Source organism: Streptomyces sp. NPDC052910, assembly GCF_055585605.1.
In genome coordinates this window covers 69,691-90,629 of sequence record NZ_JBVJJR010000016.1, presented here as the reverse complement: position 1 = coordinate 90,629, position 20,939 = coordinate 69,691, and the positions used below count along the sequence as shown (strand labels likewise).

Annotated in this window: 23 protein-coding genes and 1 pseudogene; 8 read left to right on the top strand and 16 right to left on the bottom strand. The window is 71.7% G+C overall.

The genetic code is table 11. The annotated features are described in order from the left end of the window. Positions 1-235: hypothetical protein (locus ACZ6X9_RS33010; protein ID WP_469781726.1), on the bottom strand; the 235-nt coding region annotated here is incomplete at its 3' end. Between the two features lie 449 nt (positions 236-684). On the opposite strand from ACZ6X9_RS33010, the gene ACZ6X9_RS33005 reads away from it, so the two are divergent. The 3 genes from ACZ6X9_RS33005 to ACZ6X9_RS32995 all read left to right on the top strand — a co-directional run bounded on the left by ACZ6X9_RS33005 (position 685) and on the right by ACZ6X9_RS32995 (position 2,582). Next, positions 685-1,308 (top strand): hypothetical protein, encoded by a 624-nt coding sequence (locus tag ACZ6X9_RS33005; protein WP_469781725.1) that lies wholly within the window; start codon positions 685-687, stop codon positions 1,306-1,308. Positions 1,309-1,358: 50 nt separating this feature from the next. Further along, a complete protein-coding gene (locus ACZ6X9_RS33000) occupies positions 1,359-1,778 on the top strand; it encodes a helix-turn-helix domain-containing protein (protein WP_469781724.1) in 420 nt (139 codons plus the stop codon). 372 nt (positions 1,779-2,150) lie between these two features. After that, positions 2,151-2,582 carry a hypothetical protein gene (locus ACZ6X9_RS32995; protein ID WP_469781723.1) on the top strand — a complete coding sequence of 144 codons (432 nt, stop codon included), beginning with the start codon at positions 2,151-2,153 and terminating at the stop codon, positions 2,580-2,582. 854 nt (positions 2,583-3,436) lie between these two features. Here ACZ6X9_RS32995 and ACZ6X9_RS32990 read toward each other — a convergent pair. From ACZ6X9_RS32990 to tpg (ACZ6X9_RS32980), 3 genes are all read right to left on the bottom strand, one after another. Next, positions 3,437-3,805 carry a hypothetical protein gene (locus ACZ6X9_RS32990; RefSeq protein ID WP_469781722.1) on the bottom strand — a complete coding sequence of 123 codons (369 nt, stop codon included), beginning with the start codon at positions 3,803-3,805 and terminating at the stop codon, positions 3,437-3,439. Then, a complete protein-coding gene (locus ACZ6X9_RS32985; RefSeq protein ID WP_469781721.1) occupies positions 3,802-4,590 on the bottom strand; it encodes a hypothetical protein in 789 nt (262 codons plus the stop codon). Before ACZ6X9_RS32985 ends, ACZ6X9_RS32990 begins: the two co-directional genes overlap by 4 nt. Positions 4,591-4,695: 105 nt before the next feature. After that, complete coding sequence (gene tpg / locus ACZ6X9_RS32980) at positions 4,696-5,286, bottom strand: telomere-protecting terminal protein Tpg (protein ID WP_469781720.1); 591 nt, start codon at positions 5,284-5,286, stop codon at positions 4,696-4,698. A 158-nt stretch (positions 5,287-5,444) separates the two neighbouring features. On the opposite strand from tpg (ACZ6X9_RS32980), the gene ACZ6X9_RS32975 reads away from it, so the two are divergent. Further along, entirely contained in the window at positions 5,445-6,695 is a 1,251-nt protein-coding gene (locus ACZ6X9_RS32975) for an endonuclease domain-containing protein (protein ID WP_469781719.1), read from the top strand. Positions 6,696-6,812: 117 nt separating this feature from the next. On the opposite strand, the gene tpg (ACZ6X9_RS32970) is transcribed toward ACZ6X9_RS32975, so the two are convergent. Together tpg (ACZ6X9_RS32970) and tap are read right to left on the bottom strand one after the other, a co-directional pair. Further along, positions 6,813-7,370: a telomere-protecting terminal protein Tpg gene (gene tpg, locus ACZ6X9_RS32970; protein WP_469781718.1), complete on the bottom strand. Its 558-nt coding sequence runs from the start codon at positions 7,368-7,370 to the stop codon at positions 6,813-6,815. 12 nt (positions 7,371-7,382) lie between these two features. After that, the gene (gene tap / locus ACZ6X9_RS32965) at positions 7,383-9,623 is read right to left on the bottom strand and encodes a telomere-associated protein Tap (protein ID WP_469781717.1); all 2,241 of its coding nucleotides are present in this window, start codon (positions 9,621-9,623) and stop codon (positions 7,383-7,385) included. 133 nt (positions 9,624-9,756) lie between these two features. Here tap and ACZ6X9_RS32960 point away from each other — a divergent pair, with 133 nt between their 5' ends. Next, positions 9,757-11,604: a zeta toxin family protein gene (locus ACZ6X9_RS32960; protein ID WP_469781716.1), complete on the top strand. Its 1,848-nt coding sequence runs from the start codon at positions 9,757-9,759 to the stop codon at positions 11,602-11,604. Here ACZ6X9_RS32960 and ACZ6X9_RS32955 read toward each other — a convergent pair. Then, a complete protein-coding gene (locus ACZ6X9_RS32955) occupies positions 11,568-11,828 on the bottom strand; it encodes a hypothetical protein (RefSeq protein WP_469781715.1) in 261 nt (86 codons plus the stop codon). The genes ACZ6X9_RS32960 and ACZ6X9_RS32955 overlap by 37 nt on opposite strands. 191 nt (positions 11,829-12,019) lie before the next feature. Here ACZ6X9_RS32955 and ACZ6X9_RS32950 point away from each other — a divergent pair, with 191 nt between their 5' ends. Continuing rightward, positions 12,020-14,689 carry an ATP/GTP-binding protein gene (locus tag ACZ6X9_RS32950; RefSeq protein ID WP_469781714.1) on the top strand — a complete coding sequence of 890 codons (2,670 nt, stop codon included), beginning with the start codon at positions 12,020-12,022 and terminating at the stop codon, positions 14,687-14,689. A gap of 171 nt (positions 14,690-14,860) precedes the next feature. Continuing rightward, the gene (locus ACZ6X9_RS32945) at positions 14,861-15,196 is read left to right on the top strand and encodes a MiAMP1 family antimicrobial peptide (protein ID WP_469781713.1); all 336 of its coding nucleotides are present in this window, start codon (positions 14,861-14,863) and stop codon (positions 15,194-15,196) included. Between the two features lie 164 nt (positions 15,197-15,360). Here ACZ6X9_RS32945 and ACZ6X9_RS32940 read toward each other — a convergent pair whose 3' ends face one another. From ACZ6X9_RS32940 to ACZ6X9_RS32900, 9 genes and pseudogenes are all read right to left on the bottom strand, one after another. Further along, a complete protein-coding gene (locus ACZ6X9_RS32940) occupies positions 15,361-15,735 on the bottom strand; it encodes a PIN domain-containing protein (protein WP_469781712.1) in 375 nt (124 codons plus the stop codon). Beyond that, complete coding sequence (locus tag ACZ6X9_RS32935) at positions 15,732-15,986, bottom strand: hypothetical protein (protein ID WP_469781711.1); 255 nt, start codon at positions 15,984-15,986, stop codon at positions 15,732-15,734. Before ACZ6X9_RS32935 ends, ACZ6X9_RS32940 begins: the two co-directional genes overlap by 4 nt. A gap of 9 nt (positions 15,987-15,995) precedes the next feature. Beyond that, the gene (locus ACZ6X9_RS32930) at positions 15,996-16,199 is read right to left on the bottom strand and encodes a hypothetical protein (RefSeq protein ID WP_469781710.1); all 204 of its coding nucleotides are present in this window, start codon (positions 16,197-16,199) and stop codon (positions 15,996-15,998) included. A 195-nt stretch (positions 16,200-16,394) separates the two neighbouring features. Then, the gene (locus ACZ6X9_RS32925; RefSeq protein ID WP_469781709.1) at positions 16,395-16,991 is read right to left on the bottom strand and encodes a hypothetical protein; all 597 of its coding nucleotides are present in this window, start codon (positions 16,989-16,991) and stop codon (positions 16,395-16,397) included. 1,160 nt (positions 16,992-18,151) lie between these two features. Further along, positions 18,152-18,877, bottom strand: a complete 726-nt coding sequence (locus ACZ6X9_RS32920; RefSeq protein WP_469781708.1) for a hypothetical protein — start codon at positions 18,875-18,877, stop codon at positions 18,152-18,154. Next, positions 18,874-19,452, bottom strand: coding sequence for an RNA polymerase sigma factor (locus ACZ6X9_RS32915; RefSeq protein ID WP_469781707.1), 579 nt, complete (start codon positions 19,450-19,452; stop codon positions 18,874-18,876). The genes ACZ6X9_RS32920 and ACZ6X9_RS32915 overlap by 4 nt, the downstream gene beginning before the upstream one ends. A 170-nt stretch (positions 19,453-19,622) precedes the next feature. Then, positions 19,623-19,844: a hypothetical protein gene (locus ACZ6X9_RS32910; protein ID WP_469781706.1), complete on the bottom strand. Its 222-nt coding sequence runs from the start codon at positions 19,842-19,844 to the stop codon at positions 19,623-19,625. Next, on the bottom strand, positions 19,841-20,233 hold the full coding sequence (locus tag ACZ6X9_RS32905) for a hypothetical protein (protein ID WP_469781729.1): 393 nt from the start codon (positions 20,231-20,233) through the stop codon (positions 19,841-19,843). The genes ACZ6X9_RS32910 and ACZ6X9_RS32905 overlap by 4 nt, the downstream gene beginning before the upstream one ends. A 39-nt stretch (positions 20,234-20,272) precedes the next feature. Then, positions 20,273-20,560 (bottom strand): annotated as a pseudogene (locus ACZ6X9_RS32900) (zinc finger domain-containing protein); the annotation flags it as partial. 220 nt (positions 20,561-20,780) lie between these two features. Between ACZ6X9_RS32900 and ACZ6X9_RS32895 the strand changes: the two are divergent. Further along, positions 20,781-20,921, top strand: a complete 141-nt coding sequence (locus ACZ6X9_RS32895) for a hypothetical protein (RefSeq protein ID WP_469781705.1) — start codon at positions 20,781-20,783, stop codon at positions 20,919-20,921. Positions 20,922-20,939 lie beyond the last annotated feature (18 nt).

The window sequence follows — 20,939 nt, the reverse complement described above, 5'->3', positions numbered from 1 at the left end:
CCCAACCACCCGGTTTCGGCCACAGTTTTTGAGGCTGCATCAGCATGAGTATTCGCCCCCACTTAGGCAAGGAATCACGAATTGGGAACGCTCGACCTCTGCCACAGAACAGTACCCCGGAAATCGGAAAGTCGAAATTCCGGCGTGCGGAGGTGCCGAAGCCGAACGGCCCCCCGGGCCGGGCGGCGAAACCGTCCACCGGCACCAGCCACGCTTCCTTGCTTTTGATCGTCACGGCCGGTACCACCCGAGACTCAGAGCCGCTGATGCCGCCTATGGTCCGTACCCGAACTGTGGAGCCGCACGCGAAGCCGCCTCAGCCACCCCGCCCCAGCCCCGGGACGGGCGCGATGGAGGCTCGACACGCCTGGCTTCCCCCTGTTGCCAGCGAAGGGAAGCCGAGGCCGGCACCCGCTATGCAGGCACGGAGCGTGTCTTACAGACACCTAAGAGCGCTCGCGGTTCCAAAACGCGCTGACCTGCACAAACGTCAAACGGCGTGTTCTAGATCTCCAGAACAAAGGGGGGCCGGTTTGTTCTGGAGATCTAGAACACGCGCCGGGAGTGTCGGAGCGGCGCAGCGGCCCGCTGGAACCAGGGCGTGTTCTACTCCTCTGAAACAAGACGGTTCCCCTAGTGATACCGTTCGTGGCCGGACGCACGATGATCTTCCTGGAGGCTTTGATGGAGCAGCTGCCGGTCGTTCGGCCCGGCCAGCGCGTTGTCGCGCGGTCCGACGGCAAGGGCGGCATGGTCGTCAGTGTCGAGAAGATCCAGGGCCGCGAGTTCGCGGTCAGCGCGGAGGTGAAGGGCTACGTCCTGGACGCCCGGCTGCTGATGGACGTCCTGGGCAGCCTCAAGATGCCGGGCAGCTGGTTTCAGGTGTGGTGCAAGCTCGTGGCCGCCCAGGACCCGGCCTACCACGGCGTGGACCGGACCAAGGCGCCGCGCGGGTACGTCCGGATCAACCAGCGCGACCTTCAGAAGCGGTGCAGCCTGTCCGCGGCCTCGGTGAGCGAGCCGTCTCAGTTCTTCCACCACATCGGCTGGATGCGGACCGCGAAGCCCGGCGTGCTCCAGCTCAACCCGTGGCTCACGGTAGCCGGCACCTCCGCCGAGCAGGAGCAGTGGCAGAAGGAGTGGAACGCCGCCAAGGGCCCGGCCTGCATCATCCCCGCCCCGGACTACCCCGCCGAGTGGCGCGCGGAGCGGACCAAGGCGAAGAAGGCGGCCGAGGCCGCCCGCCGCAGCGAGAAGGTCGTGGCGCTCTCCCGCCGCCGGCTGCCCGCCCGGAAGGCGAGCGCGTGACGCGCGCGGGCATATCCTCAGAGCCAGAAGACATCGACCAGGAGGCCCTCGTGAGCACCACTTACGTACCTGGCCTACCGTCCAACGAGCCCATCACGCTTACCCGCGACGCTCTGCGGATGCTCGCCCTCGTGGACATCTCCCTGACCGCCCGGCGTGTGCTCGATGTGCTCCTGGCCTTCCAGGACCCGGACAGCGGTGCTGTCGGCATCAGTCAAGCCGAGATGGCCGCCGAGCTCGGCGCCGGGAAGCCCGCGGTGAACCGCGGCTTCAAGGAGCTGAGGGAGGCCGGCCTCGCGTGGCTGCTGCGCCGCGGCTGCTACCAGCTCCACCCCGTCCTCACCGGCGGCCGGGTCGCTGGCACCGCGATGGCGGTCCCCGAGATCAACACGACGCCTGCAGAGGACTTCACCGAGCAGCGCCGGACCCGCTTCGCCGCCCAGGTCGCCAACCTCGCGCAAAGCGCCTGAGCAGCCACGGCCTTCCTGACGCCACGGCGCCGCACCTCTGGGTGCGGCGCCGTTCGAGTGCCCGCAGGACGTACACCCGTTGCCCGGCCGTACGCATGTCGGTAGCACCAGAGATACCGTCCTGTTCTGGAACTCCAAAACAAGCACCGTCGGGCCTCCCTCCACGGAAAGCGCAGGCCGGGGGCGTCTGGCGAGAGGTCGGTATCACCAGGGGAACCGTCTTGTTCTGGTTCTCCAGAACAAGCGCAGCGCCGTAACCGCGGGGCGCGCTGTGCCGAGGGCTGCAGGCAGGAGGCCCGCACGGGGCGTTACCAGGAGGCTTGACCGCGCGCCGCTCCCGCCCGCCCCCGGCGAGGCGGTACGTCTTCGGGTGTGACCCACGACTTCGGCCTCCACTTCACCCAGGAGCTGGGTAACCACCTCGGCCTGCCCACCGACAGCTGGCCCGCGAGCGCGGAGCAGGTGGCCCCGTTCTTCACGATCGTCGCCAACGCGCTCGGCACGGATGCCGCGACGAGATGGTTCGAGGGGGCCCGCACGGCCCACCACAAGGTGGCGGCCGCGGAGAAGGACCGCACCCACAACTTCGGCTTCCCCATGTACCTGGACGTGGCGACCGAGGCCCACAAGGACATGGGCCTCCTCGTTCTGGCCGCCTTCGAGGCAACGAAGGCGGCGTACGAGATCACGCGGTGGGCTGGCGACGCGGACGTCGAGGCGTACTTCGACTGCGCGCTGCGGGCCTGCGCGCGCAGCAGCACCCAGCCGAGTAGCACGACGGTGGCAGCCGCCGCGAGCCGGTAGCCGGCCCCGGGCAGCGGCCGCGCGCTGCACCGGTGAGGCCGGCCTTGCTGCACGAGCAGCAGCCGTGTGCCGCCCGGGTCGTGCGAATGCTGCGCCGCACCCCTGAGAAGGGGCGTGCTGCACCCCGGCCGGGCAGCAGCACGAGCGGCAGCAGCGCCTTGCACCCCTCACGTCCGGGAGCAGCAGGGGACAGCACGGCCGCGGTGCACCGGACCGCCGCCGGGGCCCAGGCAGGGCCGGTCGCGGAGGCTGTCTTGCACCCCAATGTAGGTAGGTACTTGTAGTACCTACGTGCGGGTTGTATCTCCTTCCCCCTGAGAGCAGAGCTCGGAGCCGGGAACGGTGAGGAGACCGGCGGCGAGAAGGCGCGGAGCTCGGGCCGCTGGTGCCCGGCCCTTCCGGGTCGGCGGCGCTGTACGGGGCTCGCGAGGCGCTGTATGCCCCTGTGAGCGCCTCGCAGGCCCTTGATCGTCGCTGGGTGCCGGAAGGCCGTCCTGGCGCCGCAGGCGGCCGCACAGCGCCGGGAAGGATCATGTGGCGGTGCGGTGGCCGGTCACCAATCCGGCGACGGACAGGGGCATGCAGGTCTCGGACGCGGGTTCGGACGGAGCCGCAAGGCGGGGGTGCAATGCGCGCCTGAATCCCGTTGTGCGGGGTGTTGCCGCAGGTCAGGCCCGCAACACGGACGCTGTTGCACCCGGTGTTGCAGTGGCTGTTGCAGGCTTCCCGGGCAATGGGTGCAAGGCCGTGTGCCGGGCGAGGTCACAGGCGCTGGGCGAAGGTCTCGCAGTACGCGAGGGATGTCGCCGCCACGCCGAGGTCGTCCTGCGCGGCGGCCTGCCGGGCCACGTCCATCAGCGCCCGGAGAAACCCGCGAGCGGGGACCCAAGGACCCAGGACCCAGGTACCGACGCGGTCGCCGTTGACCAGGGAAAACAGCGGGCCCAGGACCCAGAGACCCAGGTTTGGGCGCCCTGCTGGGTCCGGCGGCCGACGGCACAAACCGGCATCGTGCCGGGAGAGGCGTCACGCGGATCGGCCCACGGGCAGTCGCAGATCGGGTTGTAGTCGGGGTCGTCTTCGCCGGGGTGGTACGTCTCGCCGATCGGGGGCTCGGTCCAGGCGTGGACGGTGCCGTCGACGAGGAGTTCCTCGTAGTGCCGGCCGACGGCGCTGGACTCGTGCCAGACCGCGACGACCTCGGGCTCCTGAGCTTGGGTCATGCCGGGCCCCCGTCGGTGTCGGCCGACTCGGTGGCGCGGGTGAGGAACGCGGCGAGGTCGGCGGTGGCCTCGGGGTCGGCGGTGGCGAGCCGGCCGGTGAACGCCAGCTCGCCGGGCGCGGCGGCCAGGGCGAGGCGGGCGAGCGCGGACAGCAGCGCAGCGTGGGCGAGGACGGGCTGCGGCAGCAGACCGGCGGCGGCCTCGCGGGCTGCCGGATCGGCGTAGTGCCCGCGGTGCGCGGCCAGGGCGCGGGCGGGCCAGGCGTCGACGTCGGCCTGGACATACGGGCTGGCGCGGCGGGTGAGCTCGTCCCGGGCGGCCTCGTCGCCCTCGCGGGGCTCGGCCTGCTCCAGCGTGCCCAGCTCGCGCAGCGTCCGGAGCTCGTCGGCGCGGGCGGCCACCCGCTGCACCTCGCGGACGGCGGCCTCCCGCGCGGCCGCGGCCTCGGCTTCGGCGGCGAGCTCGGCCTGGACGACGTCGTCGGCGTCCGGGTCGTAGACGGTGCCCGGCGCCGCGACGGCGAGCAGCCGGTCAATGCGCTCCCACTCCCTCAGCTCCGCCGGGCCGCGGACGTCGTCGGCCAGGTCCTCGTGCCGCGAGTCCTGCCGCGCGTCGAAGCGGGCGTCCTCGAGGGCCGCCGCGACGGCGGCCGCGTCCATCCCCTTCGCCCGCCGCCGTACGACGCGGCGACCGATCCGGGCGGGGTCGACCGGCTCCCGGGGCGCGGCGACGCGCGGGGCGAACGGACGGCGGGCGGTGCGCCGGGGCGGCCAGGGGCTGGTCATCTTCGGCCTCGTCTTCGCGGTGTGAATTCGGGAGCGGGCCGCCGTCAGAGCGCTGTGCGACGGCCCGCCGAATACGTTTTCTAGCAGGTCGTGAATTCGGCCGGGTCAGAACCGGAATTCTATTCTCAGGACGTCGGCGAAATCTGCGCGCAGGCCAGCGGCTCGGGTGCCCCACTCCGTGAAATACGACTCCGTGATGGCCTCCGCGACGATCGGATGCAGGTCCTCCTCCGTCGCACCGGCTTCCTGGAGTTCGAGGATCTGCTTCGCGTAGTAGGGCGAGATCTCCGTGGTGATCTGGCGCTCGCGGCCGTCGTCCGAGCTACCCGTGCAGGTGAATCCGAAGTGGGCCGTCACGTCCACCATCATGCCGCTGGAGGTGGCTGCCTGTTGACGCGCCTGTGCTCTGACCTGCGGTTGCCACTCGGATTCCGTCTCCTCCACCAGGGCGGCCTGAAGGCGTTGCTGCGGGGTCGTCAGCGTCCCGGCGCGGTAGCGCTCCACCGTCCGGCGCGAGACACCCAGACGCTCCGCCAGGGCCTGCGTCGACCCCTTCGCCCGCGTGAGAAGGAATTTCACCTGAGCCTTTGCGGATTTCGGTGCGGGCCGGGTGAACACCTTCCGCTCCGCCCGTGCGAGGGCCTCCAGGACCTTGCCGCGGCGCGGGGCCGGCTGCTGCTGCTCGTGATCGCTCATGTGTCCAGTCGTCCATAGGGCACCTGTGGACATCGGCCGGTGCCCGCCAGGCCGTGCCACGTGCGGCCCGTGGACGGCGACTTGAGGCCCCCGGGCGGCTTCCTGCAACGACGTGCAGTTCAGGCGGCGTTGTCAGTGGCGGCTGTCATCATCTCGCCATGCCCATCAGCCGGGAGTACGCACGCTCCCTCTTCGCGGACCTGACACAGAACGCCACGGTGCCGCTGGACCCTGACGAGCTCCTCCACATGCCGCGTTTGCGGCAGCACGGCCACGTCTTCTTCGGCGACATAGCCGTGCGCTGCTACAAGCACAAGGCACGCTGGATGTACGACGAGCGGGACGTCCGCGCCGCCGGCCAGGCCCTAGCGGACCTGCACGTGGACCTGGACGACGTCGTCGACGTGCAGCTGCCCGCGTACCGCGACATCCCCGAGCGCGACCCGGAGGAATGGCACCGGCCCGACTGGCGACGCACGCTGATGTCGTGGATGGTCGAGCGGGCCCGCTTCAAGCTGGTCCAGGAGAACCGTCCATATGAGGAATGGGGCGACTGGAAGGCCGTCGGTGACAACGGGCTGCCCAGGGGCCTGACGTGGGAGGAGTTCGTCGCCTTCAGCAGCCAGGCCCGGCACCTGCAGAACATCGCCGGCACCCGGCCCCTCCAGATGCTGGCCTGGAGTGGTGAGACCTGGCTTCTGCCGCGGGCCTACACCGAGCTCCTGGACCGCTGGGAGCAGCGCGAGGACGAGCTGGTCGGCCGGGCCCGGCTGTGCCGCTGCGGAGCCCAGGGGCCGTACTGGGGCGGCTGGAGGAGGAACACCCGCGCGGGGTACGTCACCCTGTGCCCGCCGTGTGCCGGGGAGTCCAGCCAGCTGTACACCGGCCACCTGCGGGGCGTGCTGTACGACGCTCACCGTCGGCGCGGCGCCCGGGCGGACGACTACCTGTGTCGGCTGTGCAAGGAGAGCCCGGCGGCGGCGTGGGATCACTGCCACGAGCACGGCTACGTCCGGGGCCCGTTGTGCGGCAGTTGCAACACCCGCGAAGGAACGGGCCTCCCCTGTCTCTTCCTCCGCCTCGAAGGCGCGGCCCTGCATCTCCTGGAATGCCGCGGCTGCCGCGACCAGCGGACCTTGCCGCGCCGGTTCCACACCGCTGTCGTCCGGGCGCACCTGGAGCAGACCGAGCGGCACGGGCGCTGCTCGCGCGAGCCGTACGCCCGCGAGGTGGAGCACACCGACGGCGTGCGCCGGTTCGAGCTGGAGTGCAGCGGGTGGCATACCAGCCGGTGGGCGAAGGACGTGACGGCGGCGGAGACGGCCGCGCTCGTGCGGGCCTTCGTCGACGCGGCCCTCGCCGGGCAAGAAGGCGGGCCTTCTCCTGGTCCGGCCACGGGCGCGGGGTGACCGGCGCCCGGCGGTGTCGTTGAGCACGGCATCGCGTGCATGCGCATCCCCGCCCCGCGGATAGGCGAGCGAGTCCCGGACCGATGTGGTCCGGGGCTCGCGGGCTGTGCCGGGGGGCTACAGGCCGAACTCCAAGCGCTCGATGTTGGTGAAGCGAACCTCCTCCAACTGGCCGGCGCGGCGGCCGCCGCCCTGGAAGTACACCTCCTTGAGCGCCTCGGCGGCGATCTCCTTGAGCTCCTGGTCGCCGGCGCCGGCCTGCTGGGCGTCGAAGAGGCGGGCGGCGTACTGCGGCGGCAGCGCGACGGTCAGGTCCCTGACCCGGTCCTGGTCCGTCGATCCGATCGGCGCGGTGTAGCCGAGCTGGGCCCGGAAGTCGATGACGATGCCGCCGGTGGTCGCCGCCTGCTGCCGGGCCCTGGCCCTGATCTGTGGCTGCCACCGGGCCTTCACCTCGCGCTCGAGGCGTTCGGCGAGGTCCGGCCGGGGCTTCTTGATCTGGTCTTTCACGTACCGCTCGACGGTGCGCTGGGAGATGCGCAGCATCTGGGCGACTGCCTTGGTGCCCTTGAGCTGCTTGACCAGGTACCGCATCTGGGCGGGCGCGCTTTTGGGCGCCGGGCGGGTGAACGCCTTCTGTACCGCGGTGTCCAGGCCGTCCCCGAACAGGCTCATCGTCGCCTTCTCCTACTCTCCGTTGTCGAGGTCGGTGACGGTGCCGTCCTTGATGTACCGGGCGAGGTTGAGCTCCGGGGCCTTGAATTGGTCCCGTACGCCCTCGCCCCACAGGACGCTCTGGGTGCCCTCGTGCTTGACCAGGCCGGGGTTGACGCCGAGCTTGAAGCCGCCCGGCAGCGGCTTGCCTTCCCGGTATGGCAGGAAGTCCAGCGGCGAGGGTCCGTCGGCCGCGTAGACGACGCAGTCGGACAGGATCGCGACCGGGTACTGGCCGGTGAACGCTGCGTGCTTGACGATCTTGCGGTGCAGGTTGATCCGGGTGCGGGAGATGACCGCCGCGCGGATGTCCGGCCGCCAGGTCGGCCGGGCCAGGGCGCGCCACGGCTCGCCGGGCCGCCAGCCCTCCCCGCGCGGGCGCTCGCGCAGCTTCCCCAGGCCGCCCTTGACCGTCGCCTTGATCGCCGAGACGACGATCGCCAGCTCCGGGTCGCGCTGCTTGTAGCCGTCCATCGCCGCGAGGAAGTCGGCCGGCGCGAGGTCGGCGTCGACGCCGAGGTCGGCCATGGTGGCGAGGTAGGCGTCGCGCAGGCGGTTGTACCAGCCGTCGAGGTAGCGGCCGTTGTCGTAGCGGACGTACGCCTCGGTCGGCGTGACGTCGTACCCGAGCTCCTGGGCGTAGGCGACGGTCGGCGTCGCGTACCAGGCCGGCCCTTCGGGGCGGTCGCCCTTCGGGGTGAACGGGCTGGGCAGCAGGCCGGCGTCCAGCTCCACCCACTTGTCCTTGCCGACCTTCACCCGGGACAGATCGACGTGGGACAGGTCAACCAGCCAGGAGCCCGGCAGCTTCGGGTCGAACACCGGGGCCTTGACGTGGGTGGGCGCGCCGAGGCCGACGATCAGGCCGTTGGCGCCGGCGGCGAACGCGAGGTTGACGTCGATGCCGACCAGGTGCCGCAGGGTGCATTCGGCATCGGTCATCGGCCGTGCCCAGTCGTACGCCTCCTCGAACAGCTTCTCCGCCGGACCGCGCACGTGGAACCGGGGCAGGTCCTTGAGGACCGGGTGCCCGTCCGGGGCCTCACACGGCGCCGGGTCGACCGGGTCCTTGCCCAGACTGCCGGGGTTGTGCTCGGAATGCCGCTTGCCGTCGGCGTCGGGCTCGGACGCGCGGGTCGGCGGGTGCAGGGCGGTCATCAGCTCCAGGCCGGTCACGGCGGTCGAGCCGCGCGGCGTGATCACCCGGGTCGCGTACACGCCCAGGAGTCGGGCGAGTTCGGCCGGCGGGAGCTGCCCGGCCTCACCCCAGTGCCGGGTGTCCAGCGCGGTCCATGACGGGATGCACAGCTGCACGCAGGCCCTCTCCGAACCCTGCGCGGGACGGTAGATCCGCGCCCACGGCCCGAAGCCCCTCTTGGTGAGCTTCCACTCCGCACGCGCGAGCTGCTTGATGACCTTGTGGCCCTCCGGCAGGCGCCCGGCAAGCCGCTCCTCGTCGGTGAGGGTGGCCGGCAGGCCGTAACGCTCCAGCGCGGCCCGGGTGAGCACGAGCAGCGGATCGGCGTCCTTGCCCGGGCCGGACAGCTTCGGCTGTCCGAGCTTCGCCTCCTTCAGCGTCCAGTCCACCAGCGCCGGCAGGGACTTGGCGGGCACGTCCAGGACCAGGCCGCCGGTGCAGTACGCCACCACCTTCCCGTCCTCGACGTCGACGACCGCCAGCGGCCCGTTCTCGAACCGCGGATCGGCGTCGCCCGCCGGCGTGCCGGCCGGAGCGGCCTTCTTCGCGCCCGGGCGGCGCGGGGTCGACGACGGCCTGGTGCTTCGCTCTGGCCGCGGCGCGGCCGCCGGAGCAGCGGCAACGGGGGCAGGGGGCTGAGTCGTCTCGGTCGCAGTCATGTCCGCAGCCTCGGACACCTGCCCTGTGGTCCGCGCTTCCACCGCGGAGGGCGTCGGTCCGGCGAAGGTCTCCGGCACCGCGGCCGTGCCCTTCTCGGATGCGTCGGCGTTGGCCGGGGCGGGGTAGAGCTTCGCGAGCCCGTCGAGGAGACGCGCGTACGCGTCGCGCTCCGGCGGACGGGGCTCGGTCTTGCCGGACTCCCAGCCGCTGACCGTGGCCCGGCGCACCTTCAGTGCGCTGGCCACCTCGTCGACCGTCAGGCCGTGGGCCTTCCGTAGCCGCTTGCGCTCCTCCGGCGGTGGAAGGGCGGCGCGGGACGCGAGCAGTGCGTCGACCGCCTCGAACAACTCGGACATGCAACACCTCCTGTCACCCAGCATAGCGCTTACCGTACGGATCGCGGACTGATTGCGTACGAAGTGCGTACGGATCGCGTACGCATGCTATGTTGACCAAGATCTACCAGGCTTCGGGCGATCAGGAGATGCGGTGAGCGAAAAGGACGTCGTGCCGGTCGTTCTGTCCGGCGACGAGAACCACGCCGTCCTGCACCGGCTCATCCTGCCGACCTGGACAGCGAACGCACTTCCTCAAGCGCAGCCGGTCGCCGTCTTCGTCGCCGGCCAGCCGGGCAGCGGCAAAAGCACGCTGACCGGCCTCCTGCACGCGGTCTTGGACCGCCGGGGCGGTGCCGTCCAGATCGGCCGCGACTTATACAAGGCCGGCCACCGCCACTACGGCGACCTCCAGGCCGAGGACGTCCGGACCGCCGGGGCGAAGATCCGCCCCGATACCCGCCGGTGGCAAGCCGCCGTCGAAGCGCACGTCCGCACGCACCGTTTCGACGCCGTGGTGGAGACGGCCCTGGCCGACCCGGACGAGACCCGTACGGCCTTCGCCGCCTACCGGCAGGCCGGCTACCGGATCGAGGTCGTGGCCCTGGCCGTCCCGGAGGCGGTCAGCCAGCTCGGCGTCCTCGACCGCTACGTACGCCACGCCCAGACCGGCAGCACCCGCTTCGTCTCCTGGGAGAACCACGACGCGTGCGCGGAGGGGATGCTGCGCACCCTGGCCGTCATCGAGGCCGAGCACCTGGCCGACCGGGTGGTCGTCGTCCGGCGTGGCGCCGAGGTGCTGTACGACAACGAGCTCGACAACAGCGGGGGGTGGCGGCTGCGGCCGGCAGCGCGCGAGACGGTTCTCGACGAGCGGGCCCGCCCGTGGACCGCGGCGGAGACCGGCACCTTCCGCCGGGCGCTCGCCCAGGCTGACCGGCGCACCCATGACGAGCGGCTGCCGACGGACTGGGGGCTGGCGGTGCAGCGCAATGCCGAGCGTGCCGCCGCGTGGGCCGAGCCCGTGCGGCGCACCGCCCAGCCCGCCGCCGGGCCGCCGGGGGTCGACTACCACCGGCTCTCGGCGCACGAGCACGCGTGGATCTTCGACGAGCTCTTCGCCCCCTCCTATCTCGCCGACGTCACGCCGCAGGAGCGTCCGGTGGTGGTGTACGTGCTGGGGCAGCCGGGCGTCGCCATGATGGAGGCGGTCCGCCTGGTCCACCGGGCCGTGCCGGGCCGGCCGCCGTGGTTCCTGCCGGAGGACTTCGCGGCCCTCCACCCGGACTACTGGCAGCTGACGCAGGACGAACCGCGCACGGCCCAGATGCGGGTGCGCGCGGACTGCAGCGCGTGGCAGGCCAAGGCCGAGGCGTACGTGCGCCGACGGCGCGGCAACCTCATCCTCGGCATGACCCCGGGCAGCGCCGGGGAGTTCCTGGCCAGCGCCGCTGAGTTCCGCCGGGCCGGGTACCGCATCGAGCTGGTGGTGCCCGCCGCGCGGCCCGCGGACAGCCGCCAGGGCAGCGCCGCCCGCTACGCCAGAGCAGTCCGCAACGGTCCCGCTCCTTTCCCCAGCGTCGCGCAGCACGACCAGTGCCTCACAGCGGTCATGGACGCCGTCCGGGCCGCCGAAGAGACCATGGTGGCGGACTCGGTGGTGATCCTGAGGCGGGACGAGACCGCCGTCTACCGCAATCACCGCGGCGCCGACGCCCGCTGGAACCGACGGCCCCGCGCCGCGCACGTCCTGGCCCTCGAACAGCAGCGCCCCTACACCCTCACCGAGGGCGTCACGTTCCTGACCGTGCAGCGGTGGCTGAGGACGGCGCTGCCCCAGTACCGTCACGAGCTGCTGCAGACCGAGGAACTCGCCCGGCCCCTGCTGCCGCCGCAGCTCCAGCCACGGCGTCTGCCCCGGCCGCCGGCACCGACCGCATCTCTGCCGGTCCGCCTCCCTGCGGCCTACGCCCCGTCCAGCTCTCTCAGGCGCGCCTCGTAGACCGCCACGATCCGGGCGGTCTCCCCCGGACCGGCTCCGGCGAGCCGCTTGCGGTCCTCCACGCAGGCCCGCTGCTGCTCCTTCAACTGCTCAAGACGCTCCTGGTTGGGGGCCGGTGAGCGCTGCTCGGCCAGGATCTGCCGGGTGTACCAGGTGATCACCTGGGTGATGGCCTGGAAGGCATCGCCGGAGGAAGGGCCTGCGGGGTCGGCAGGGTCGTGCACAGCAACCGCCTCGGGTCTGGAACAAAGGATCATTGTCGGCCTGGAGGAAATCGGTCGGCAAGACGGGCGCCGTCCTCTCCCGGGGTGGCTAAGAATCGGCCCTGCCGCGCCGTGTGCGGATCCGGGCCCTGCCGCCGGCCGGGGGAAGCGCGTAGGTTGACGCCCAGGTGATCATTCCTGGGGGGAATTTCATGGCAGGCCGGGACCTTCGCTCGCTGTTTCGCACCAACGACCACACGCTGGCCGCGGCCGAGGCGTTCACCAACCGCCAGCAGCAGTGGCAGACGGTCGGGGCCGCGCTCGCCGAGCACCTCGAGCGCATCGCCGCGCCGGGCTTCGACGTCCAGGACCTCGAGGCGCCGCGCGAGAACGTGGTGAACCTGCACGGTGTCGGCGGCGTCGGGAAGTCGACCTTCTCCCGCGTGCTGGAGACCTCGCTGCTCAGCAGCGAGGAGCGCCCCGCCCAGTGGGGCGAGCTCGCTCTGCCGCACCAGCGGCTGCTGCCTGTCCGGATCGACCTCGCCCGCTCGACCGGGATCGACTTCGAACGGATCGTGCTGACCATCCGCCTGGCCCTGGCCGGGCTCGGCCGCCCGCTGCCGGCCTTCGACATCCCGCTGCGCCGCTACTGGGAGGCCACGCACCCCGGCGAGCCGCTGGAGGAGTACCTGCGCCGCGGGCTGCTCGCGCGCTTCGCCAAGGGCCTGCCGCAGCAGACGCAGTCCGCGCTCGCCGAGGCCGCCGGCGCCCTGGCGATGCCCGGCGCGGTCGGCTCGGCCGTCGGCCAGATCGCCACCACCTTGGCCCGCGCCCTGCGCGAGCGGCGGCAGACCGTGAAGGCCCTGGCCGGCTGCCACCGCCTGGCCGACCTCCTCGAAGCCGACCCCGACATCGACACCCTCTCCTTCTACCCGCACCTGCTGGCCTGGGAGCTCTCCCATTTGCCGAAGAAGAAGCAGGTGGTACCGGTCATCCTGCTCGACACCTTCGAGGACATCGCCGACCCCCGCCACGACTTCGAACGCCTCGTGCAGCGGCTGGTGTGGCTCATGCCCAACTGCTTCTTCGTCATCACCGGCCGCAACCGCCTCCGGTGGGCGGATGCCGCCCTCGAAGGCCAGCTCGACTACGCCGGGCCGGCCTGCTGGCCCGGCCTGGCCGACGAGCAGGACACCGCCCAACGGACGGCCTCGGCCGGCGGCGGCCGCCGGCAGATCCTGGTCGGCGACTTCTCCCCCGAGGACTGCGACACCTACCTCGCCCGCCGCCTGACCCGCGACGGCCAGCCGCTGATCAGCCAGGACATCCGGTCCGTGATCACCCAGTGCTCCCACGGCCTGCCGCTCCACCTCGATTTGTCCGTCATGCGCTTCCTGGAGATCCGCCGCACCGGCCGCACCCCGCGCCCGGAGGACTTCAACCACCCCTTCCCCGCGCTCGTCGCCCGCACGCTCAGCGACCTCAGCCCCGAAGAGCGGCACGCCGCCCGCGCGGTCTCCCTGCTCGACGCCTTCGACGAGACCCTGGCCGTCCGCGCCGCCGGCCTGCCCCACCAAGCCCCGGTGCGCCGCCTGCTCGAGCGGCCCTTCATCCGCGAGGACGTCTTCGGGCTGTGGCCGTATCACCTGCACGGGGTCGTCCGCTCCGCCATCCGCAGCGCGGACGACCAGACCGACGACCGCTGGACCCCCGGCGACTGGACCCAGGCCGCCGAGCGCGCCTTCACCGCGCTCGGCGAACAGTGGACCACCCACTCCCTGCCCGACCGCGCCCTGCTCGTCGCGTGCCTGCGCCAGGGCCTGCGCCTCGCCCGCGATCACCGCCTCGAACTGGGCTGGCTCGCCGAGGCCGCCTGGGCGTACACCGCCGACTTCGTCTGGGAGCCCGTCGCCCCACCCGCCGCCGACGAGCCGGCCGGCACAGGAATGGAGACGGCGGCCGACGCCCTCGTCGAGCTGCTCAGCGCGCTCGCCCGGCGCCAGCGCGAACACCGCCAGCGCACCGCCGAACGTCTCTCCGCCGTCCTCAACGCCGGCCTGCTGCCCGCCGACCTGACCGAGATGGCCCTGTACTACCGGGCCAAGGCCGACCGCGACCTCGGACGGTCGGCCGCCTCCCGCGACGGGATGCAGCGCGTCGCCGACGGCGGCGGCCGCCTCGCCCCCGACGCCCGCCGCGGCCTGGCCCACCTCGCCCGCATGAGCGGAGACTTCGCCACCGCTCTCGAAGCCGCCCACACCCTCGGCCAGGAGGGACGGCAGCACCGCGTCCTCGGCGACATCTGGTGGCCCCAGGGCGACCTCCACCGCGCGGCCGCCGCCTACGAAGCCGCCCGCGCCCAGGCCGAGGAGCACTCCCTCGCCGGCGAGCGCGCCATCGCCCAGGCCCAGCGCGCCTTCGTCGCCGCCTTCGCCGACCCCCAACAGGCCGACGACGAGATCACCCTCGCACGCCGGCTCCTGGACGGCCTCGACCTACGCGCCACCGCCCTCACCATCGAGATCGCCGCCCTCCTCCGCGACGCCGGCACCACCGGCGTCGAAGACCGCGCCCACATCCTGCGCACCGAGATCGACGTCGCCGGGCTCCCCACCGTCCAGGCCACCCTTGAGCTCGCCCTCGCCTTCCACCACGCCGTCCTGGACGCCCACGAGGAGCTGGATGCCGTCCTTTCCCGGCTCGGCGACCTCGGCCGCGACGGCGATTACGCCTACTACACCGACATCGCCGCCTTCATGGCCGACCGCCCGCTTCCCACGCCCGGCTCCCGGGCACGGTGGCTTGACGGCGAGCAGGCCACCCGCGACCGCTGGCGCACCCTGGTCACCGCCCGCCGGGCGCATCTGAACACGCCGTCCTAGCCGCGCGGGTCGGGAAGTTGGGGTTCTCCGGGCCGGATTCTTGCCCTCGACCCTTCGGGGCCTCCTCATCTGGGTGAATTGCGTACATGACATCACCGGGGTGGAACAGGGTCTGGTCTGCTGGTTGCACCCCTGGTGCCCAGGGGCGCCGACGCGGAAAGGGACTGCGCTGTGAACAAGACGGAGTTTGCCCGGCGTACCGCCGTGGCGTTGGTGGCGGCAGCGGCAATCAGCGGCCTCACGCAGGTCCCGGTCACGGCGGCCAGCACGTCGTCGTTCGTCGCCTACGAGGGAACGAGTTTTTCGGGTCGATCAGTCGACATCAACGGCTGTGGATTCCACGCGATCCCCTTCCACGGCTCCTACAAGTGGATCCCACGTGGGCAGGACGGTCGCATGCACAACGCGGCCGACGGCCGTGACCCTGTGCACACGGTGCTCCGCTCGAATCGGGACGCCGAGCAGAGCACCCCCTTTGGGTGGCAGAGCTTCTACATCGTCTGCTGACTCCCCGTGGGCGGCAGGCGGTGGATGGTGGCGATCGGGCCCGCCCTGGAAGCCAGCCAGGACGCGGCAGCCACCGGTCCCGCCGCGTCGCCGACTGGCGGCCCGACGACCGCTGACCCCTTGACCACCCCTGGTCAAGGCGGCGGTCAGGATCCCTGCCCCGATCAGGTGGGGTTCAACGGGGTGATGCCGGTACCCGCGTACAGCTCGGGCTGGAGTGACAGGACCGTCAGGGGCTCACCCGCTTTGACCGCCTGCCAGGCGATCGCCGCGGCGTGGGCCGCCGGCCAGTCCACGCCTGGCCAGCCCATCGCGTCCAGGGCGTGCGCGGTGCTGAACGGCACTTTCTCCGCGAACCGCAGCGAGGCGGCGTGCTTGCCCGCGCCGGGGGTCTGGCGTTCCGCGGCGAGGACGGTCAGGGAGGGGATGAGGAGCTGGCCGGTGCCGCGCGAGGCTTCGATGTACAGGCCGGTGAAGAACGGGTCCGCCCGGTACAGGGCGGTCAGGGCGGTGTGGTCCAGGACGGCCGTCAGGGTCATGCGGCGGCGCCGCCCTGGTGGGCGCGGATCTTCGCCCAGGCGTCGTGGCCGGCCTGCTCGACCTGCTCGGTGTACTCGACGCCGAGCTCACGGGCTGCCTGGCGGGCGCGCTGCTCCCGTTCGGCGTCCGTGAGCTCCCGGGTGGCGAGCTCTTCCAACAACTCGGTGATGGTGGTGCCGCGCTCCTCGGCAAGGGTGCGCAGCCGGTCGCGCACCGCCTCGCTGGTCTTGATGCTCGTCGGCTTGCTCATACAGCGATTCTACCGCCGGTAGAACGCCGCCTGGGAGTCGTCGGCGTGATCGCTCTCAGCCCATGACCGCCCGCGCGATCCGCCTTCCTTCTCGTCCTTGTCGTCGGTCAGACGGTAACTCCACCCGGCCTCGCGGAAGACCTCACCATCGGCCCGCGCGGTAGTGAGGACACGCCCGTGCGCCGGGCCGTACGTCAAGATCCCTGTGGTCATCGACCGGACCGTAGGGGGGCGGCCACGCCTAGCGTCCCGCCGGGACGTGCCCACGGCGGGGGGAAGCGGGCAGGTCGCTTCTCTATGGCCTGGGCTGTAGAGTGATGGCGAAGCCGGTGGTCGTGGACCACCGGAAGTGGAGCCAGGTGACCTGGGGCAGACCGGGAGCCTGGCTCGGCGCATTTCTGGGCCGCCTCAGCAGTCGGTGTCGACCTCGAAATCCGCAACCACGTCGGCGAGCTCCGCCCAGTACTCTCCGCGCCCCAACTGGTGGGCCCGGCAGGCACCGGCCACCACGTCGGCGACCCACAGCAGCGGCTCCGCGCCTCCGTGAACGTGTTCGATCCGGAAGGCGGTCCCCTTCGGCAGCGCGAAACGGGCGCTCTGCACGGTACGGATGTCGCGCTGGTTGAGCTGGGGCTCGCGGGCCTCCATGAACAGGCACTCGACACCGAACGTGTGCAGTTGGGTGACCAGGTGCGTCAGGCACTTGCTGCGGGCCCGCTCCTGCTTGCGGAAGGGAACCGGCGACCCCACCGCGACCACGTGAACACCGTCCAGTTCGGCAACGGCCCGCGCGGCCTGTTTCTTCTCCCGGTGGTCCATCTCGGTCCAGTGCGCCTTGGCCGTCGCACGGCGCCCACGCTGGGCGAGCATGGCTTCCCGGGCGGCATCCCGTACGGGCGGCTCAATAATGGCAGCGGCGATGATGTAAAAGCCGGCGGAGTCCTTCTCCTGGAACGACTCATCGGACCAGGCGGACAGGCCGGGACGGCCAGCGGGCGGGATCACGGTGCGGGGCTCCTCCTGCAACGGCGAACGATCCGCCCGCACACCCAACGGTGCTGCGGACCCGTCATCAACCGCGGTGGTGACGTACATGGTTCCGGCGGGCCTCATGGCCCGCGTCCGCCGGAGGAGCCGGGGCGGTCCGGGGAAAATCCGAAGATCCTCCATGGCCCATTGTAGGGCCGCCCCCACGCCGTCCGGTCTGGCCCCGCCCGATCGACAACTCCCCCGAGCGCGCGCAGGCACTCCGGGGCCGGCGACCCGACGGTGCGGCGGCGGCACCGAACTTGACGTCCCGCCAGTCGGCTGCCAGGACCGGACCACTGCGCCCCGGCGCCCGTACGGGTCCGCACACATGGCTCACCTCCACGATCGGCAAGCCGACCCCTCCGGCCGGCACCACGATCGTCACCCCGGGCAATTCGAAAGTGTTAATACCGACCAGAACGGGTGACACCCGGTCAGGGAACCCGGCGACGGCGAACGGACGCTGCCCGGTGCGTGACGCCCGGGCGGTCACCGCGGGCGGCCGTTTCCACGGTCCCTCCCAGAAGGTGCTCGATCACGGTAGCGGCGCGCCCGGCCGGGCCGTCGGCGCACGGAGGCGGCCCTCAACCTGCTGTCCCGCGACAACCTGAACGTGCTGCAGAGGGCCGATGAGGAGTTGGCGGGCGTGTCGTCGGTCCCTTGGTGACGTTGCCGTCTGACTTGCTCGCCTTGTTCCGCTGGGTTTCCCCTGACTGAGTTGAGGTCCAGCAACCCGACTCAGTGCGCTACGGTGAAGCTGATGGCGCGCGTGCCGGGCCAGTGGAGAACGAGAGAGCCCCACCCCCTCGGCCTGCCAAGCGTTCGGGGATGAGGCCCTCAGCGCAGTACCGCGGGGCCTCGGCCGGTTGGCCGGGGCCCTTATGCGTCCGGCATCAGCCACCCCCGCACGGTGAGATAGGCCGCGCGGAGCGGGCTGAGCCAGCGGGCCCAGCGGTATAACCGGTCCCCTGCGTCGCGGTGACCCTCTGGACGGTTGCCCATCGGTTCTCCTCTCCGGGACCCAGCGTTCGTGAATCCCCGCGGGAGACCCACGAAGTGACCACTTGGATACCGGGAGCTGCGGCGTCAGGCTATCGGGTCGTCAGGCGGAGGAGTCGGGCTCTGCCGTTTTTGTGCTAACTGATCATGGCGCTGTGGCGGGCCGGCTCGCGCCGGGCGGTGGCCGTGTCGCTGTGGCCGTCGCCGGCTGTTCCGTCTGCGGTGTGGGGTGCCGGCTGTGTGTCGGAGGGGTCGTGGAGGTAGCCCTCGGGGACGCCGGGTGCGGGGCGCCTGGGGGTGGGCGGCCGGGCGGGAGCGGGTTCGAGGTCCTCGTCGCACAGGAAGCCGGCGGCGTCCAGCTCGGTGTAGCAGTGCCGGGCCTCTTCCACCTGGCCGCGCAGCAGGGCGTCGAGGACGAGGAGGTAGGCGGCGGTGCTGTCGCCGATGCCGGCGGCGTAGCGCCACCAAAAGCGTGCTCCTTCGCCGCTGCCGTGGGTGAGGTAGAGCAGGCAGCCCAAGCCGCGGGCGCCGACGGGGTCGGTGGCGCGGACGGCCAGGACGACCTGGCCGGCGCGGAGGTGGGTGTCCGGGGAGGACAGGACGTATCGGCACAGCATCCGGGCGTCGCGCCGGAGCCGGCGCCGCAGGGCGAGCGTGGCGGGGGCGTCGCGCACCTCGTCTTCGGCCAGGCGGGAGACCTCCGGGGAGAAGGGGTCCAGCCACCCGTTCTCGGTACGGGCCACGGCCGCGCGCTTGTGCTCGGCCTGTTCGGCGCGGGCGCGCAGCCGGCGCCAGTCCTCGCGGGGCAGAGGCGGAGGGGCGGGGGCGCGCAGTTGCACGCCGCGCAGGATGGCGTCGATCACGGGGCGACACCTTTCTCGGGCAGGGGCGGGTCGTCGTCGGGGACGCCGAGGAGGGTGGCCAGGGCGGCGCGGCCGGCGTGGAGGTGGGAGCGGACGGTGGAGGAGGCCAGGCCGGTGATGTCGGCGATCTCCTCTGCGGGGCAGCCCAGGATGTAGTGGAGGAAGACGCAGGTGCGCTGACGGTCGGGCAGCTCGCTGATGGCCCGGTGGACGTCGAGGCGGAGCGGGACCTGGTCGACCTCTCCCGGCGGGACGCCGGCGATCGGGTGGACGGTCTCTTCGAAGGCGGCCAGCGGCAGGGCCGGGGCGCGGTCGCGTGCGCGCAGCACGTCAACGACGGCGTCCCGGAGGATCTTGAAGCCGTAGGCGTCCGGGCTGTCGCTGCGCAGTACCGCGTCCCACCGCACGTAGATCCGGTACAGGGCGCTGTTCGCTGCTTCCCGGGCGTCTTCCCAGGAGAAGAGCCGCGAATAGCCCCATTTCACGTATCCGGGCTGTTTGCGGCGGACGAAGGACTCGTAGACCAGCAGGCGGGCGCGGGCGGCCGTGTCGGTCACGGCCGGCCGGACGGTCATGGCCGGACCCGGGAAGCGCTGCACGTGTCACCAGCCGGACGCGGCCCGCACCGGGCCGAGGTCTCCCCCACACGGCGCTCGGGCGCTGTGCCTTTGGACAAAGCGGTGTTCCTGTTCTTCGCGCACGGTACAGGGCGACCTCCCCCGCCACCCCAGAGAGCGGACAGCTCTCACCTCTCATGCCGCACCAGCGCCCCGAGGCGTCCAGCCGGGAACTCAGGAATCACGACGGAACGTAACTCCTTGATCACCGAATGGTTGAACTCGGGCGGCCCGGCTGACAGCAGGCCAACGCGCTCACCCGCACCCAGCGCAGCGCCGAGCCCGGACGTCGTCTCCGGCCTGCTCTTGGCCACCTTGACCTGCAGTACGTCCGGCGAACGGCCCGTCAACTCGACTCATCGCTTGTGTGATCCTGCTCGGAGCGCATGCGCCGCTCCTCCCTCTGTCGGTGGCGCGCTTGGGCGAGCTGCGAGCGGAGCCACTCGGTATACACCACCTCAGGGTCTGCCGTTCCCGCGAGCAGCGGAAGGAACGCGACGACCTGGGATACCAGGACGGTGATCACGTCAGCGGCGCCTTCGGGACCGCGGGCCAGGGCCAGAGTGCGTGCTTTCTCGTCGAAGAGGTCCAGCGCCTTCTCGTCGCCGACGGTCAGGGCGAGCCAGTTGGCGAGGAAGTGCCGGACGAGTACGGCGGCGTCGGCGAGGGACTGCTCGACGCCAAGCTCAGCGACGGCCGCGCGGGCGTCTTTGAGGACCGGAGGGAGCGTGAGGGGCATTTTGATCTCGGGGATGAGGCCCTCCTTGCGCCACTGCTCGTACGGCGGCTGCCCTACGGCGTCTCGTCGGGCCCGATGGTGATCGGCGGGATACCCCGACGGAGACCGGCAGGAACGGCCAGCGGCCACGCCACAGGACGGACACTCCACTCGCCGGTACCAAGCCCGGCACAGCCGTACCAACTCCCCCGAGCTCACACGCTTCTGCCAGGGACCCCAGCCCTCCTGCGTCACCACTCCCCCAGCTCCTTCCCACCGCTCCCCAGAGCGGGCACCGGAATACCGAAGGCGGCCAGCCGCGTATTCAACAGACCACCATCTGCTCATTCTCGTCCGCGACTTGGCCAGACCGCAGTCAGAACGGAGACCCTGTTGCCGGCTCTCCGTAGGGACCATTGCCGCGGCGCTGCCCGCTCGACGCGGGCGCGGGCGAGGGCCAGGCAGCGGCTGTCGCCTACGGTGCTGGGCGGCCCGGCGTCGGCAACCGGCTCGTCGGCGAAAGCCCGCATCTCCCGACCGTCCGTCCGCCGGGAGCACAACCCTCCGCGTGCCCCTGGCACCCTCGCATGCCCCAGCCCAGACGCGGCTGCACACCGCGATCTGCTCCGGCCAGGTACAGCTCCGCGACGCTCAGCAGGCCATCGCCACCGACTGGACCACAGCCCTCACCAAGCTCAAGATCAAATGAGGAAAGGGAGTGGTCGAG